15 protein-coding genes and 1 pseudogene are annotated in these 15,400 nt (G+C 42.5%); 13 read left to right on the forward strand and 3 right to left on the reverse strand.

All coding sequences use genetic code 11. From position 1 onward, the window contains the following. Positions 1–241: 241 nt before the first annotated feature. Positions 242–1,311, reverse strand: a pseudogene (locus U5K72_18720) (IS110 family transposase). A gap of 494 nt (positions 1,312–1,805) precedes the next feature. Between U5K72_18720 and U5K72_18725 the strand changes: the two are divergent. The 8 genes from U5K72_18725 (at position 1,806) to U5K72_18760 (ending at position 7,189) form a co-directional block, all read left to right on the forward strand. Beyond that, the gene (locus U5K72_18725) at positions 1,806–2,048 is read left to right on the forward strand and encodes a thioredoxin family protein (protein ID MDZ7720860.1); all 243 of its coding nucleotides are present in this window, start codon (positions 1,806–1,808) and stop codon (positions 2,046–2,048) included. 15 nt (positions 2,049–2,063) lie between these two features. Beyond that, positions 2,064–3,038: a permease gene (locus U5K72_18730; GenBank protein MDZ7720861.1), complete on the forward strand. Its 975-nt coding sequence runs from the start codon at positions 2,064–2,066 to the stop codon at positions 3,036–3,038. A gap of 13 nt (positions 3,039–3,051) precedes the next feature. After that, positions 3,052–4,101, forward strand: a complete 1,050-nt coding sequence (locus tag U5K72_18735) for an ArsO family NAD(P)H-dependent flavin-containing monooxygenase (protein ID MDZ7720862.1) — start codon at positions 3,052–3,054, stop codon at positions 4,099–4,101. 135 nt (positions 4,102–4,236) lie between these two features. After that, a complete protein-coding gene (locus tag U5K72_18740; protein MDZ7720863.1) occupies positions 4,237–4,836 on the forward strand; it encodes a sigma-70 family RNA polymerase sigma factor in 600 nt (199 codons plus the stop codon). Between the two features lie 203 nt (positions 4,837–5,039). After that, positions 5,040–5,264, forward strand: a complete 225-nt coding sequence (locus U5K72_18745; protein MDZ7720864.1) for a DUF433 domain-containing protein — start codon at positions 5,040–5,042, stop codon at positions 5,262–5,264. Further along, the gene (locus tag U5K72_18750; protein MDZ7720865.1) at positions 5,261–5,608 is read left to right on the forward strand and encodes a DUF5615 family PIN-like protein; all 348 of its coding nucleotides are present in this window, start codon (positions 5,261–5,263) and stop codon (positions 5,606–5,608) included. Before U5K72_18745 ends, U5K72_18750 begins: the two co-directional genes overlap by 4 nt. 123 nt (positions 5,609–5,731) lie before the next feature. After that, positions 5,732–6,811: a serine hydrolase gene (locus tag U5K72_18755; GenBank protein ID MDZ7720866.1), complete on the forward strand. Its 1,080-nt coding sequence runs from the start codon at positions 5,732–5,734 to the stop codon at positions 6,809–6,811. Positions 6,812–6,973: 162 nt separating this feature from the next. Further along, complete coding sequence (locus U5K72_18760; GenBank protein ID MDZ7720867.1) at positions 6,974–7,189, forward strand: hypothetical protein; 216 nt, start codon at positions 6,974–6,976, stop codon at positions 7,187–7,189. Between the two features lie 253 nt (positions 7,190–7,442). Here the strand turns inward: U5K72_18760 and U5K72_18765 are convergent, their stop codons facing one another. After that, positions 7,443–9,239 (reverse strand): ABC transporter transmembrane domain-containing protein, encoded by a 1,797-nt coding sequence (locus tag U5K72_18765; protein MDZ7720868.1) that lies wholly within the window; start codon positions 9,237–9,239, stop codon positions 7,443–7,445. 500 nt (positions 9,240–9,739) lie between these two features. Between U5K72_18765 and U5K72_18770 the strand changes: the two genes are divergently transcribed. The 5 genes from U5K72_18770 to U5K72_18790 all read left to right on the forward strand — a co-directional run bounded on the left by U5K72_18770 (position 9,740) and on the right by U5K72_18790 (position 13,922). Further along, complete coding sequence (locus tag U5K72_18770) at positions 9,740–10,237, forward strand: NfeD family protein (protein MDZ7720869.1); 498 nt, start codon at positions 9,740–9,742, stop codon at positions 10,235–10,237. Position 10,238: 1 nt separating this feature from the next. Next, a complete protein-coding gene (locus U5K72_18775; protein ID MDZ7720870.1) occupies positions 10,239–11,174 on the forward strand; it encodes a stomatin-like protein in 936 nt (311 codons plus the stop codon). A 2-nt stretch (positions 11,175–11,176) separates the two neighbouring features. Beyond that, positions 11,177–12,127, forward strand: a complete 951-nt coding sequence (locus tag U5K72_18780; protein ID MDZ7720871.1) for a stomatin-like protein — start codon at positions 11,177–11,179, stop codon at positions 12,125–12,127. Between the two features lie 93 nt (positions 12,128–12,220). After that, positions 12,221–13,171: an alpha/beta hydrolase gene (locus U5K72_18785; GenBank protein ID MDZ7720872.1), complete on the forward strand. Its 951-nt coding sequence runs from the start codon at positions 12,221–12,223 to the stop codon at positions 13,169–13,171. Positions 13,172–13,367: 196 nt separating this feature from the next. Beyond that, a complete protein-coding gene (locus U5K72_18790; protein MDZ7720873.1) occupies positions 13,368–13,922 on the forward strand; it encodes a hypothetical protein in 555 nt (184 codons plus the stop codon). Between the two features lie 323 nt (positions 13,923–14,245). Here U5K72_18790 and nuoH read toward each other — a convergent pair whose 3' ends face one another. Then, complete coding sequence (gene nuoH, locus U5K72_18795) at positions 14,246–15,247, reverse strand: NADH-quinone oxidoreductase subunit NuoH (protein MDZ7720874.1); 1,002 nt, start codon at positions 15,245–15,247, stop codon at positions 14,246–14,248. Positions 15,248–15,400: the final 153 nt, after the last annotated feature.

A 15,400-nucleotide genomic window follows, 5' to 3' on the forward strand; every position in this document is an offset into this window, starting at 1 on the left:
CGCCATTCCAGTTATGGAGCATCTCGGAGCAGGGGCAGTACATGCCGATGGTTTCGGCACACCACATGCCGAGTATCGAAAAATCCAGGGGCAGCTACCGCCTCCAATCAAGCGGTGCGAGCTGGGCGTTATGGCCTGGCCAGCCGAGGAATGATCTACAAAATAGTCATAGTGAATGGGCTGGACGAAAGGCTCTTACCATAAAGCTTAGTTAGACGTCGGGCTGGCGGTAGCTCCCCATTTATGTTTTTTGTTTATTCATGATCGAATTTGTCAGAAATTTGTGCTCATTAAAGGGTTCCCGCCGCTTGAGCATATAATAGACCGCCACTCCCAGGCGCTTGGCAATGATGGTCAAAGCTTTTCCTTTTCCGTGACGGCTGATCAGGCGGTTATAATATTTTTCAGCCTGGGTATTTCCTCGCAGATATAACAGAGAAGCTTCCGAGAAGGCCCACCGCAGGTGCGCATTGCCGATGCGGCCGCCAGTGGTCCCGTAATTTTTTCCATTGGAGGATTTCTGCCCTTTCACCAACCGGGCATAGGAGCAAAACTCACCCGGCTGGGAAAACGGCCAATATCGTGGATCTCGTAGAGCATCGTCAAGGCCAGCACATCCCCGACTCCTCTAATGCTTTTTAGAAGGTACAGGCTTGTAGGATCGTGTCCCTTTGCCAGAGACAAGATCTGCTTATCCAGTCGTTTGATGATCGGGTCATAATGGTCGATCAGTTCCAAATCGGTTTGAATCATAAGCTGTACAACCGGATCGGGAAAATGCCCCACGATATCTTTATCCCGGCGATGATGTGGGCGCGAGAGTGTCCCCAACGACGGCAAATTGTACTGGCTCGTTGTATTTTGAATATGCCCCAACAGCTCCGCCCGTTTGCGGACAAAATGATTGCGCCGTCGCATCAAATCCCGGGTCGCCCGCATCTGAGGCGGATAGACATAAGCCACCGGAAAGTTCCCGCCCCGTATCAGCCGGGCGATCTTCAGCGAGTCGATGCGGTCGTTCTTGGTTTTGACTCCGTGAATGGCCTTCATATACAGGGCGTGACCCAGGATAAAGTCAATGCCCTCTTGCTCACATAGATCTGCAATCCAATACCAACAGAAAATGCACTCAACACCAACGACAAGACCATCCCGAAACTCGGCAACGGCTTCTAAAAAAGCTTCCGGAGTGCACGGACGGTTCTTGTGATAGACAACGCTGCCTTCGCTGTCCAGGATACAGATGTACATAAACCTTGCGTGTAGGTCAATTCCGTAGTAATATGAATGGATACCGGTATAAACGTTCATGGTTTTTCCTCCTTGAATAAGTTATAGGTAAGAACATAATGTACTTGAATAAGTTATAGGTAAGAACATAATGTAAGCCTCGGAGGAGGCCATGAACAATATCAAGCGCATTAACGCGGACAGGCCTCGCCATCCCCTTGCCTCCCTTTCATTTATTAGTTAATCTTTCGTTTTAAAACGAATTCGACACTCGGCGCCTGCCGGTTATGCGCAATGTCGATATGGCTTGAACACGGCATGCTAAAATATTAGAGAACTTAAGAAGCCGTGCTCTTCAATATAAGACTTTTAAGTAATTTTAAACTTTAGCGAGTAGACATTTCATTACGATCAAAAACTATTCTGTATCAAGTCTAGTCCATTTCTTAGAATTATAGACGCTTTTAGCTTTCCTGAAAGTTGATGCTTTAAAGTTTTTTGTGACTTTTTAGCTATTTCTCCGACTACAATACCACAACGACATTCTAAACTTTAATCACATATACCAACTTATTATGAGTACTGACATCAAAATATTACACTCGTCTTGCTGCGCAAGCGGCTCACCTATTAAAGAACGAATCAAAAAAATTGCTGCTGAAAATAGTATAGAAATATCGATTGAAGAATTATCAGACATACAAGAAACAGCTAAATACGGTACTACAACCTTTCCCTCGCTGGTAGCAGGAGGAGAGGTTTACGACTATAGAAAGCTGTCGACTGATAAAGAAATATTGTCAATTTTGAATCAATAATTGAGCACGTCAACAATGGAACAATTGACTAATCTCTTTTCGAGTTTTGCAGATTATATTGTCTATAATTTGCTCGAGTTGGAAAAAGCAGGGCTGTTTAGTACAGCCCTGCAATACTTTATCACTACATTTATTTTGATATCTGTGCTGGTAATTTTGGTTACATACATTATGGGTATTGTAACCAGCTATTTGCCAATGGATAAAATCAGGAAATATCTTGAAAAGTATAAAACAACGGGGTTGGGAAATATTATGGCCTCCGCATTAGGTGCTATTACTCCTTTCTGCTCCTGTTCTTCTATTCCATTATTCGTGGGCATGATGCAAGCAAAAATACCGCTGGGTATAGCTCTCTCATTTTTAATTACTTCTCCTTTGGTTAATGAAATAGCAATTGCATTATTTTGGGTGACTTATGGCTGGAAAATTACGGTCATCTATATTATTTCAGGAATTTTATTGGGCATATTTGGCGGTATTATATTAGAAAAGCTGGGTATGGCTAAATATGTAGCCGATTGGTTGCAGGATTTAGATAAAAGTAACACCCGGGTTAAAGAAGATGAGCGATCATTTCTTCAACGGATACCTGAAATAAATGCAGAAGCCTTACAGACAACAAAAAATTTAATGCCCTATATTTTTGTTGGAATCGCTATCGGAGCGTTTATTCATGGCTATGTTCCGCAATCCTTTTTTGAAGAATATATTTCAGAAAGTAATCCTTTAGCAGTTCCCATTGCGGTTGTTCTTGCTATTCCGCTGTATATTGATGCGGTCGGGATTCTGCCGATTATAGAATCCCTGATTGGCAAAGGAGTTCCCCTTGGTACTGCAATTGCTTTTATGATGGCTTCCATAGGCCTGTCACTTCCAGAAGCTCTTTTATTAAAAAAAGTGATGAAGAAAAAATTAATTATTTCATTTTTTACCACCATCGGAATAGGAATGATCTTGTCAGGTTATTTATTTAACCTTGTAATGTGAGTAAAAAAAGTTTATGAAGATTTATGATACCATCATAATAGGTGGTGGGCAAGCGGGTTTATCTGTTGCTTATTTTTTACGAAGGAGTGATTTAGAATATCTTATTTTGGATGATCACAAAGAAGCCGGAGGTTCCTGGTTGGAAACCTGGGACAGTTTAAAATTATTTTCACCATCTGAATATAGCTCCTTACCGGGTTGGCAGATGCCAAAAAGTGAAAATGAATACCCAACCAAAAATGAGTTTATTGACTATCTGAAGGCATATCAAGAACGTTACGATTTTCCTGTTCAAAGAAATACCTATGTCAGTCGGGTAGAAAAAGAAAATGGACTTTTTAAAATTGAAACCAGTGAGGGCGATCTTTGTACCAAAACACTGGTAAGTGCCACGGGAACGGCAAAAAATCCATTTATACCCGACTATCCAAATCGCAATGATTTTAAAGGTATGCAAATACATTCAGTGACCTATAGAAATCCAAATGATTTCAAAGGTAAAAAAGTACTTGTTGTAGGAGGGGGCAACTCCGGAGCCCAAATATTAGCAGAAGTCTCTAAAGTAGCCAAGACTAAATGGGTAACGAAAGAACCACCCGAATTTCTTCCGGAAGAAATAGATGGACGTTACTTGTTTAAGCAAGCCAATGCCAGATACCTTAAGAATGATACGCAAACCTATAAGCAGGAAGTTTCATTGAGTAATATAGTGCAGGTTGAAAGCGTAAAGGACGGTTTAAAAAGAGATATTTATGACGCTGTAAGACCATTCGATTCTTTTTACGAAAATGGGGTTGTATGGCAAAACGGAGAAAAGGAAGGCTTAGATGCGGTAATTTGGTGTACCGGTTTTAGACCAAATATTCATCATTTGCAACCCATAAATATTATGGAAAGCAACCACATTAAAACCGAAAACACACGCTCTCTAAAAGAACCAAACCTTTGGTTAGTAGGCTATGGAAATTGGACAGGTTTTGCCTCTGCAACTATCTACGGCGTAGGGAAAACGGCCAGAGCAACCGTTAAAGAAATAAAAGAGGAATTTGAAAATGTTTCCTAACGACGAAAATTCCGTTGCCAACAGGTTGTAGATTATGGAAAAAGAATTTATAAACTATTTAGTTTACGTCGCAGTTGGTATGTTTCCTTCCGCCGGCGTTTTTAAGTTGATATTTGAACTAAGTAATTTTTAGTCATGGATGATCACTCATTGGATATCAGTAGCACGGCTCAGGAATTTTATTCTTACTTGAATAATTATATATCGAAAAAAGTAGGCGATCCCCATATTGCTAAAGATTTGACACAGGAAGTCATGTATCGACTGGCTAAAGCAGATGATGAGGATCGAAAAATCCAGAACGTAAAGGCTTGGCTTTTCCAAACAACCCGTCATGTAGTGGCCGACTACTATCGCGATAAAAATAAAAACCCTGTTAATGACATTCGTAGCAATTTTTCGACAAATTCAACCACATTAGAGGCACCTCCACTATCTGAAGTTGATTTTCTTATACCAATGATTAAGTTACTGCCAGATAAATATAGCCGTCCATTACTGATGAGTGATATTAAAGAGCTTCCTCAAAAAGAAATTGCAGAGAAGTTAAACATTGGGCTCTCGGCTACTAAAATGCGCATCAAGAGAGCACGAGAAAAACTACATGAACTATTTACTATTTGCTGTGATATAGAGTTCAGTTCAAATGGAGATTTTGTTAGCTGTACTGTCAAAGATCATTGCGAACCATTGCAGAAGTTTCGAGAAGAATTGTGTCAGGAAAATAGATGCTAAGTAAAATTCTTGTTATCGATCCTATCATGTAGTGCCATATAACCATGCAAATCAAGCGGACACCTTTGCGTTTAGGTTACCTACATTCAAGCGCTTAGCAGCGCCGCTTATTTGCTAAGCCGTTAACCTCCTTTTCCTCAATCTATGATATTTGCCTTGTTTTAAGTAGATTTATAGTAATCAGCAACAAAATTTTTACCAAAATGAAAGATTGGAAACAACGCATAACGACTAATCCGGACCAATGTGGCGGCAGACCCTGCATTAGAGGAATGAGAATCCGGGTTGTGGATGTATTGGATCTGCTTGCAGTCGGTCTTAGCCACGATCAGATTTTGGAAGAGTTGCCTGATTTAGAAAAGGAAGATATTGAAGCTTCTATCAAATATGCCCGTGGTAAAATTGATCACCCGGTAGTCGCGGCATGAAAATTTGGGTTGATGCACAACTCTCTCCTTCTATTGCCGCGTGGATCAATCGCACATTTGATGATATCGAAGCAGAATCTGTACGAGCTTTGGGGCTTAGAGACGCGACTGATTCTGAAATATTTGAATCGGCAAAGAAAGCGGGTGCGGTTGTTATGAGTAAAGATGATGATTTTATCCAGCTCATTGAACAAAGGGGAACACCGCCAAAGCTTATTTGGATTACATGCGGCAACACTTCAAACGCCAGGATGAGAGATATTTTATCAACAGCACTACTTAAAACAAAAGAGCTGTTGGAAAGTGGCGAGAATATTGTTGAAATCAGCGATAAAGTAGGTTAACAATGTGGCTCAAGCGGACGAGTTTTCAGTTCGAGACTTTGGAAAATTAATCGCCTCGCCGCTTAGCCATCGAACCGTTAGGCTTCTTTCTTAAGAGCATTAAAAATTCAATCGCTTTATCTTATGAAATTAATCATCAAGTTTTTATTGTTTCCTTTGATTTTGGCATTGTCGACCAATTGTTTTGGCCAATCAAAAAATAACAAGTCTTTCCCAGATACAACTTGGTATCAATATTCATCTCCACAACAAGTTGGCTGGTCATCAAATGGAATTACAGAAGCAAAAAATTTTGCAGATTCTCTTGGAGCTAAAGCAGTTATGCTCATTGAAGATGGGGCAATTGTAACTAAATGGGGAGACAACACGGGATTAGCACCCATTTTTTCTATTCGCAAAAGCTTGCTCAATGCCTTATATGGAATCTATATTGAAAAAGGGATCATTGACACGACTATGACTCTTGCTGAGTTAGGAATTGATGATAAGCAAGGTCTAACCAAGAAGGAAAAATCAGCAACAATAGCTGATCTACTTACAACAAGTTCCGGTGTTTATCACCCTGCTGCATTTGAACCACCGGGTATGCAAAAACCAGATCGGGGCAGTTTCAAACCTGGTGAAAGGTGGTACTACAACAACTGGGATTTTAATGTATTGGGAGTCATTTTTGAAAAGTTAACCAATAAAAAAATATTTCAAGTTTTTGAAGAACTTATTGCCAATCCTATCCAAATGCAGGATTATAATAGCGGTTGGGGAGCTTACCATTTTCAACCAGAACGTTCACAGCATCCAGCTTATACGATACGAATGTCTGCTAGAGATCTCGCAAGGTTTGGTCTTTTATACGAACAAAACGGCGTTTGGGAAAATAAACAGCTGATTCCAAAAAAATGGATTCAAACGAGCATCTCTCCGAAAATGACTGTGCCCTATGGTCAGGATTATTCTTATGGTTATTTATGGTGGATTTATGGACAATCAATTCTGGGACATAAAACTTTTTTTGCATCCGGTAGTGGTAGTCAACTCATTGTTGTTATTCCTGATTTAGATATAGTTTACGTAATGAGAGCGTCTGCAGAATTAGAACGTGGAGTAAATGGCCTTGAGGCAAGAGAAATTCTAACTAAATTATTAGATGCAAAAAATGAAAAAGCTATTTCGGAGCCGAAAATAGTGCCAGCCAAATTTGAATAAAGGGAAAAGAAAGAAACCTAATCGCATTAACTGGGACGCGGACGTGGCTTCGATTTACAGAGTTGCTTGTTTTGAATTTTTAGCCGTTAATTAACTCATAATCTCCGCGCCCGTTATGCGCTGAGTCGTTATATTTTTAAACTTTAAATTAAAAATTTCATCATGTTAGAATTTATAGGTGGTCTTCTCGTAGACCTATGTCTTTTCGGTGGTATTGCCCTATTTGGTATGAGCTTTTTCAAAAAGTTCAAAAAACATCAATTCAAAATGATTATTTTTAGTATTGTTCTACTTGTACTCTGGATTGTGTTTATAGATATGGCAGCTCTTTCTGAAGCATTTCAGCAAGGCGTTGAAGCAGGTAGAGGTAATCAATAAAACTGTTTAAAATATCAAGCGCATTAACTCGGACAGGCCTCGCCATCTCCTTGCCTCGCTTCCACTTATTAGTTAATATTTCGTTTTAAAACTAATTCGACATTCTGGCGCCTGCCGGTTATGCGCAATGTCGTTATCTGAATAACTTTCCCTCTCGTTTTCAACTGATGCACTCATTATCCATAGCCACTTTCCAGGTTATCGGTCTTCCGTATTGATCTGCTCAACCCCTCAATATCTCTGCGACCATCTGCTAAAATCTCATATTCAACTGACTATCCTCATCCAGATCGCGGAATTGCAGTTCATAGAGATGGCTGTACAATCCTTTCTGTTCGATCAATTCGAGGTGAGTTCCCTCTTCCACAATTTTGCCTTCATCGAGTACAAGGATTCGATCTGCATGCTGTACGGTGGAGAGACGATGTGCAATGACAAACGTAGTACGATTTTGCATCAGCCGATAGAGTGCTTCCTGTACCTGGGCTTCTGATTCGGAATCGAGGGAGGAGGTGGCTTCATCCAGTAATAGAATCTTGGGATTTTTAAGGATGGCACGGGCAATGGCCAGCCGTTGTCGCTGGCCGCCGCTCAATTTTACACCCCGTTCACCGATCATGGAGTCATATCCATTTTCGGATTCCAGGATAAATTCATGGGCATTGGCATCTTTTGCGGCTTTTACTACCTCCTCATCCGTGGCATCCAGTTTTCCATACAGAATATTGTCTTTGATGCTGGTTCCGAACAGGTGAATCTCTTGTGGTACGATGGATATTTTCTCGCGGAGTGATTTTACTTTCAGGTTTCGAATATCCTGTCCGTCAATAAAAATAGAACCCTCTTGTGGATCATAAAATCGAGGCAGTAAATTCAATAGCGTTGTTTTTCCCGCGCCGCTGGGTCCGACGAGAGCAATTGTTTCCCCCGCTTTTCCTTCAAACGAAATTCCTTTCAGAACATCTCGTCCATCTTCATAAGCAAATCGTAGATTTTCCAGAGTCACCTTCCCCTTTACATTTTTGAGTGGCTTGGCATCAGGTGAATCTTCGATTTCGGGTGTTTCATCCAAGAGCTCAAAAATCCGTTCAGAAGCACCGGCTGCGGAGTTTACGGCAGTATAAAGTCGCGAGGACTGGTTAATAGACCTCGAAATATTGAGTGCATAAATGATAAAAGCCACGAGGTCACCCGCGGTTAAGCGACCGGCAAGAACCTCTTGTCCGCCATACCAGAAGATGATGACCAATGTTGTCATAAACATAATTCCCACACCCGACCAAAAAAGCTGTGTGAGGACTACTTTGCGCCGGGCTGTTTTGAAAAGTTTTTCTACTGCATTCTGATACCTGTCTACCTCATAGTCTTCACGTACAAATGCTTTTACAAGACGAACCGCCCCGAGGGCATCTTCAGCAACAGCGGTGGAGTCGGCCAGTTCATCCTGGATGCCACGCGAGAGCTCTCGAATTTTCTTTCCAAAATATCTTGTGGCGATAGTTACAACAGGAACCGTCAGGAATATGACGGAACTCAGCCGCCAGTTCAGCATGACCATTAATGAAACGGAACCAATCAGGGAAAATGAGATGGTAAGCAGTTGCGGGAGTGAATCTGTCAGCGCGGTCCGTATCGATCCAACATCATTCGTAAGGCGTGATGTGATCTCTCCTAATCTTCGCTCGGCAAAAAATCGAAATCCTAATCGGTGCAGGTGTTGATAGAGTTTCTTTCGAAGGTCGGTAATCACCCGTTCACCCACCCACTCCAGGTGGTAATTCCCGGCGAATGAGAATACAGCCTGTAAAATAAACAGTACAAATAACCCGATAGCGAGCATATTCAGCAGGCCGGCATCACCCGTTTCAAAAACGGCATCCAGCAGTTCACGTAATCCCAGTGGAACCGTCAGCCAAATTCCGGATGCAATAATCGTAGCTACAGTAGCCGCATAAAACCGAAGTCGATACGGCTTGCTGAGTTCAAATATTTCCATCAGAGTCGTCCAAAGAGACTTGATGGATCGCTGCTGTTTTTCTTCTTCTGGCATTGAATACTTATTAAGGATTAAAATCTCCCCTTGAGGGGAGTCCCCGATTTATCGGGGGAGGGGTGTTCCCGTCGCAAGACCCACACCTGCTTTTCTGGCATTATATAATTGTTAAAGTCATTCCAGCCCCTGAGCCGGAATCTCCAATCGAAAGAATATTTGGGGATTCTGAGTCAAGCGCAGAATGACTGAATCTATTATTAAATTATCAGAAATTGTCTCCCTCACCCCAACCCCTCTCCCGCGGGAGAGGGGCAAAGGGGAGAGGGCAAAAACTCATTTCGACCCCCTGATCCGGAATTCGGCTGGCGCAAACGTCTCGTTTGTGCCCTGCGTTTTTGATGACACAAGCGAGGACGCTTGCGCCATTACTTTTCACTTTTGCGTTTTGCCTTCTCACTCATCAAACCCTAATTGTACAAATTTAATGCCAACAAATTGAGATTTTTTGCTTTCAATTCAGTATCTATCAGCCAGAAAGAAAAATTAGAGATGAGCGTATGGATGCAGACTTGATTACGTGGATTTTTTTAGTTGGCGGAGTGGTGCTTATGCTGTTGGAGGCGTTAATTCCGGGGGGTGTAACATTTATCCTTGGATTCAGCGGACTGGCAGTCGGCATTTTTCGATATCTTGGATTTTTGGAAGATCCATTTACCGCCACATTTACATGGCTCTTCTCGTCCATGGCGTTGACTATTCTCATTCGCCCGTTCATTAAAAAGTATTTTCCGGGAGAAACCTTCTCCAAATTTGCTGATGAAGATTACGAAGCGATGGGACAGATTGTAGAGGCTTTGGAACCGATTAACGAATTTGATAACAGCGGACGAATCCGTTACCAGGGAATTTCGTGGCAGGCACGTTCGATGGAAGGAAAAATTCCTGCCGGAACGCAGGTGCGCATCAAATACAGAGAAAATACAACGTGGATTGTGGAACCGGTGGATTCGATTGATCCCCAAAAAACTCAACTCAAAGATAAAAACAGGAATTAATATGTGGACAGTACTATTAGTGATTATTGTAATCATGTATATAATCTTAACCCGGTTGTTCCAGATTGTGGAGTTCCGGGAAGAGGTGATTCAGGAGAGACTTGGTAAATACAAGAAAACACTTACACCGGGCTTTCATTTTTTGATCCCATTTGTGGATCGTCCCGCCTATAGCCAGGAGATGCGCGAGCAGGTGATTGATGTTCCCAGCCAGACCTGTATCACAAAAGATAATATAGAAGTAACGGTGGACGGGCTCGTGTATCTGAAAGTGATGGATTCGTATAAAGCCAGCTATGGGATCGCAAATTATCACTCCGCCGCAGTAAACCTGGCTCAGACAACCATGCGGAGTGAGATCGGGAAAATTACACTGGATGATACCTTTTCAGAACGCGAAATGATGAATGAAAATATTGTCCGGGAGATCGATAAGGCGGCCGACCCCTGGGGAATAAAAGTGATGCGATATGAAATTAAAAATATTCGTCCTTCGGAAGAGATTGTGGATACAATGGAGAAACAGATGGAGGCCGAAAGGGAAAAACGGGCTGAGATTACTCATTCCGAGGGTCACCGGCAGGCGCGTATCAATGAATCGGAAGGAGAGCAGACCAGCCAGGTATTGGTTTCTGAAGCGGAACGACAGCGCAGAATTAATGAGGCCAAAGGCCGTGCCAAAGAGATTGAATTGATTGCCACAGCAACTGCGAAAGGTATTCGGCGAGTGGCTGAAGCTATCCAGCGGCCCGGCGGAGATATTGCGGTTAAAACAAAACTCGTGGAACAGTACATCAACCAGTTTGGCAAGATCATCAAAAATACAAATGTTTCAGTTTTGCCAACGGAAACAGCCAACCTGAAAACATTTTTTGAAGGGGTAAGCAAGGTAAGTGATCACACAAAATCGTCAACAAATTCTAAGGGAGGGAAATAATTATGCAGATTCTAAATTCAATCAGCCAGGTATTGTTGGCGCTTTTTTCTGTCTATGTGATGTTTCAATTTGTTCGGGCGATACGCCTGGTGCCCAACCAATTCAATTTTATCGTAGAGCGGCTTGGTAATTATCATAAAACGCTCGGAGCCGGCTTTCATGCTCTTGTGCCCTTTATTGATAAGGTGGTGTACAAGCAGGATTTGAGAGAGGAAACCATTGAGGTGGAACCGCAGGAGTGTTTCACCAAAGATAATGTAAAGGTGGAAGTGGATGGTGTGATCTACATCAGTGTGATGGACCCGGTCAATGCCAGTTACGGCGTAACCGATTATCGGTATGCGGCCGTTCAGCTTGCGCAGACTACAACCCGGTCCGTAATCGGTGTGATGGATCTGGATGAAACCTTTGAAGAACGGGCCAAAATGAGTAAGGAAGTAGTGGAGGTGCTCAGCGAAATGGAGCGCCCGTGGGGAATTAAAGTCCACCGGTATGAAATTAAGAATATCATGACTCCCCGAACGGTACAAAACGCGATGGAACGGCAGATGACGGCGGAGCGAGATCGCCGGGCTGTGATTGCAAAATCGGAAGGAGTGAAAGGTTCAAAAATTAATGATGCAGAGGGGATGCGTACGGAGATTATCAACATCTCAGAGGCAGCTATGCAGCGGCGAATCAACGAAGCTGAAGGTACAGCGCAGGAGATTGAAGCGATTGCTGAAGCCACGGCAAGTTCCATTGAACAGATTGCCGATGCACTTTCTCAAGACAAAGGAAAAGAAGCGATGCAGCTACAACTTGCTGAGAAGTATCTTGACGTTTTGGAAGGCCTCGGCAGGGATGAGAACGATATTATCCTGCCCAAAGATATCACCAATTACGATGCATTAATGGAGGGCTTGTCATTGGATAAAATGGTGATGGGTTCTAATCCAGAGAAGAAAAAGTGAGGCTTTTCTCAATACGTTTTTACTTGTTCCGAAAGTCTCTTTCGGAACACACGGCTCTGAAGCTCCGCTTCTCATCAGAAAAACAGTCTAAAAATGCTACATAAATCATTGCGGCAATTTATTGTCATTGTAATTTGTATTCTTCCGTTTCTGCAATCATGTGGTGAAGCAGAAACTCAGTCCAATCTGCAAGTTGAAGAAGGAACGGTATCCATCAACGGGACGGAAATTTACTACAACAAGGTGGGAGAGGGAGAGCCGATTATCGTTGTTCACGGCGGACCGGTGTTGGATCATGGATATCTTGAACGTTCTTTTGAACCGCTTTCCGAACATTACGAGCTTCTCTATTTTGATCAACGGCTGAGCGGCAGATCATCCGCGGATGTGGACAGTACCGACATAACACTGGACAATTTTGTGGAGGATATCGAAGCCCTTCGGCAAGAGTTCAACTATGAAAAGGTGCACCTGATGGCACATTCCTGGGGCGGCTTGCTGGCGATGAAGTATGCAATCAAATATCCATCAAACCTGAATTCCCTGATTTTGTTGAACACGATGCCGGCGAACACGGAAGACTGGCGGAAGGAATCGCAAATAGTTGCCCGGAGAACATCGGCAGAAGACAGTCTTAGGCGTAGTGAGATTATGAGTTCGGAGCTCTTTCAAACCAATCCGCCCGAAGCTATCGAGCAACTGCTGGTTCTGTCATTTCGAAATCAATTTAAAGATCCTTCGCTGACTGATAGCCTGGATTTTTACATCCCGGAAGATTATATGATTCGCAGCCAGCGATTTGGATATTTAATGGCAGAACTCTCGAACTATAATCTGTATGCGGAATTAGATTCACTGGACATACCAACACTATTAGTGTATGGAAGTAATGAACCTGCAGTTGACATTAGTGGTAAAAACCTGAATTCGACTTTTCCAAATTCTCAATTGTCAGTCATTCAAAATTCAGGTCACTTTCCATTTATCGAGCAACCAAATCAGTTTTTTGAGATAATTCAATCATTTCTTGATACGTTAGAGTAACTCAATATGCCCGGTATTTCAAAGACCTCTAAAATTTTTCACTTTTTCGCTTCAAAGGAATTTCAGCATTTCCTTTTGAGTTATATAAATTGTAATCATGTAGAATTTCAGACGTTGGCGTATGATTTTCCCATTAAAAACAATCATAAAAAAGCGAAGCAGCTTAAAATTTTTCCTTTTCTCAGGTTTGGTTTTTATGCTCTCGATTTATCTGGCTATACCGGCAAAAGCCCAGGTGAATCGCGTGGAGATTGGAGACCGCGTACGGGTTACAGCACCTTTTGTTGATCCGATGGAGAGAATAAAAGGTACCATTTCCGAGATGTCCGGATCCGTATTGGTACTTTCCAACAAAGATTCACTGATATATATATCTGATTCTTTGATACAAAATTTAGAGGTATCTACTGGAAAAAAGAGAGTGATTGGTGAAGGATTATTAATCGGGGCAGTGACCGGTACCGTATTGTTCGGAGTAATATCAGCGATTATCAACGATCCTTGCAGACCCACCGAAAATAATTGTTCGGCTACGAGAACGAGAAGCAATGGAGATGCATTTGTATCAGGCGGTACTATGGGGCTGTTGGCAGGGAGTGTAGCCGGGATAGTGTCGGGATTTTTTATAAAAATTGACGACTGGGAGCGAGGACCGGTTCATTTGGGGTTAGGAGTTGCACCTGCACAAAGTGATGTAGATGAATGGTCGGTGAAGCCTGCTGTTTCTTTGAAAATACCGTTGGGTGATTAGAGGAATGAATTCACCATACCGCTGGGCGTTCCTCACAAACCTTACAACCCGACCGATGAGCCCGTTGTATGTGAGGTGATCTGCCGGCGCAATTTGTCGTGTATCTTATTCAGATATACGGCTATATGGACGAGAACGAAAGGAATGGAGAGCCACCGAGAATGATTTTCCAGATGGCGCTGTCTAACCAGTATTTTGATTCCTACCTCGGCGAAGACCCATTTGGCTTCAGAAGACGCTCAATTTTCTACTCATTCCGCTGGCCCGGCTGATGGGATACAAATCATTCTATGAGAAGTACCGGGTTTGATAACAAGATCCAATTATCCGTAAATCAAGAATAATATACCTGCAATCACTATAAAGTTGAGAATACTCAGCGGCAGTAATCGAGACCAGCCCAGTTTCATCACCTGGTTATATTTGAATCGTGGAATGGTCCATCGTACCCAGATAAACAGGAATATGAAAAACCCGGTTTTAATCGTGAAGACCGATACATCGAGAATACCTTTAACAAGAGGTGAGAGTTCAGGGAGCCAGTAACCGGCAAAAGGAAGATGGTAAGCGCCAAAGAAGAAGGTGGTCATCAGCATGGAGTTGATCACAACGTGCATATACTCAGCGAGAAAAAACATTCCGAATTTCATGGAGCTGTACTCTGTGTGGAATCCGCCGACAAGTTCCTGTTCCGCCTCAACCAGATCGAAAGGCGTTCGGTTACTTTCAGCAAAAGCAGCAATAATAAAAATAATTGCACCCAGCGGGTTCAGAAATACGAACCACCAGGTTTCCTGGTAGGCGGCAATATCAACTACGCGAAGAGAACCAACAAAGATTACAACAGATGCAACTGCCATTCCAAGTGGTAATTCATAACTGATCATTTGAGCTGCCGCCCGTAAACCTCCAAGAAGAGAATATTTACTATTGGATGACCAGCCTGCAAGCGTAACCCCATAAACACCAAGAGAGGCTACAGCAAGAAGATAAAGTACACTTGCATTGATGTTTGTTGCGTAAAGTCCTTCGCCAAATGGAATTACGGCTACCGTCATCAATGCGGTTATTACAGGTATCATCGGGGCAACTGTGTGGATAAACTTGTTGCCTTCTGTAGGTGTAACATCCTCTTTTAAAAGTAGTTTTAAAACATCCGCTATGGGCTGAAGTAAACCTGCCGGACCAACCCTGTTAGGTCCCATACGGTTTTGAATAAAGGCTGCAACTCTGCGTTCAGCATATACTGCAATTGCTGCAGAGTTTAAGAGCATGAATAGTGCCACGCCCAGTACTATGAAAGATGTTAATGTAACTTCTGCCATCCCAATAATTTAATTGAGTTTATGATTGTTGAATGTCCCCCTTTGAAGGGGGCAATGGGGGATGATCTTTAGTAATTTAGTTTGATTTCTAAATTTATAATTGTCTTAAATTCCATTGGTCATCCCCCTGAATCAACTTTGTTGATTCTCTCC

Source organism: Balneolaceae bacterium, from assembly GCA_034521495.1.
In the GTDB taxonomy this organism is placed as follows: domain Bacteria; phylum Bacteroidota; class Rhodothermia; order Balneolales; family Balneolaceae; genus Rhodohalobacter.

Excerpts from the sequence above, each read along its gene's own strand:
- U5K72_18725 (MDZ7720860.1), top strand. The coding sequence starts at position 1,806 with ATGAGTACTGACATCAAAATATTACACTCGTCTTGCTGCGCAAGCGGC.
- U5K72_18730 (MDZ7720861.1), top strand. The coding sequence starts at position 2,064 with ATGGAACAATTGACTAATCTCTTTTCGAGTTTTGCAGATTATATTGTC.
- U5K72_18735 (MDZ7720862.1), top strand. The coding sequence starts at position 3,052 with ATGAAGATTTATGATACCATCATAATAGGTGGTGGGCAAGCGGGTTTA.
- U5K72_18740 (MDZ7720863.1), top strand. The coding sequence starts at position 4,237 with ATGGATGATCACTCATTGGATATCAGTAGCACGGCTCAGGAATTTTAT.
- U5K72_18745 (MDZ7720864.1), top strand. The coding sequence starts at position 5,040 with ATGAAAGATTGGAAACAACGCATAACGACTAATCCGGACCAATGTGGC.
- U5K72_18750 (MDZ7720865.1), top strand. The coding sequence starts at position 5,261 with ATGAAAATTTGGGTTGATGCACAACTCTCTCCTTCTATTGCCGCGTGG.
- U5K72_18755 (MDZ7720866.1), top strand. The coding sequence starts at position 5,732 with ATGAAATTAATCATCAAGTTTTTATTGTTTCCTTTGATTTTGGCATTG.
- U5K72_18760 (MDZ7720867.1), top strand. The coding sequence starts at position 6,974 with ATGTTAGAATTTATAGGTGGTCTTCTCGTAGACCTATGTCTTTTCGGT.
- U5K72_18765 (MDZ7720868.1), bottom strand. The coding sequence starts at position 9,239 with ATGCCAGAAGAAGAAAAACAGCAGCGATCCATCAAGTCTCTTTGGACG.
- U5K72_18770 (MDZ7720869.1), top strand. The coding sequence starts at position 9,740 with ATGGATGCAGACTTGATTACGTGGATTTTTTTAGTTGGCGGAGTGGTG.
- U5K72_18775 (MDZ7720870.1), top strand. The coding sequence starts at position 10,239 with ATGTGGACAGTACTATTAGTGATTATTGTAATCATGTATATAATCTTA.
- U5K72_18780 (MDZ7720871.1), top strand. The coding sequence starts at position 11,177 with ATGCAGATTCTAAATTCAATCAGCCAGGTATTGTTGGCGCTTTTTTCT.
- U5K72_18785 (MDZ7720872.1), top strand. The coding sequence starts at position 12,221 with ATGCTACATAAATCATTGCGGCAATTTATTGTCATTGTAATTTGTATT.
- U5K72_18790 (MDZ7720873.1), top strand. The coding sequence starts at position 13,368 with ATGCTCTCGATTTATCTGGCTATACCGGCAAAAGCCCAGGTGAATCGC.
- nuoH (MDZ7720874.1), bottom strand. The coding sequence starts at position 15,247 with ATGGCAGAAGTTACATTAACATCTTTCATAGTACTGGGCGTGGCACTA.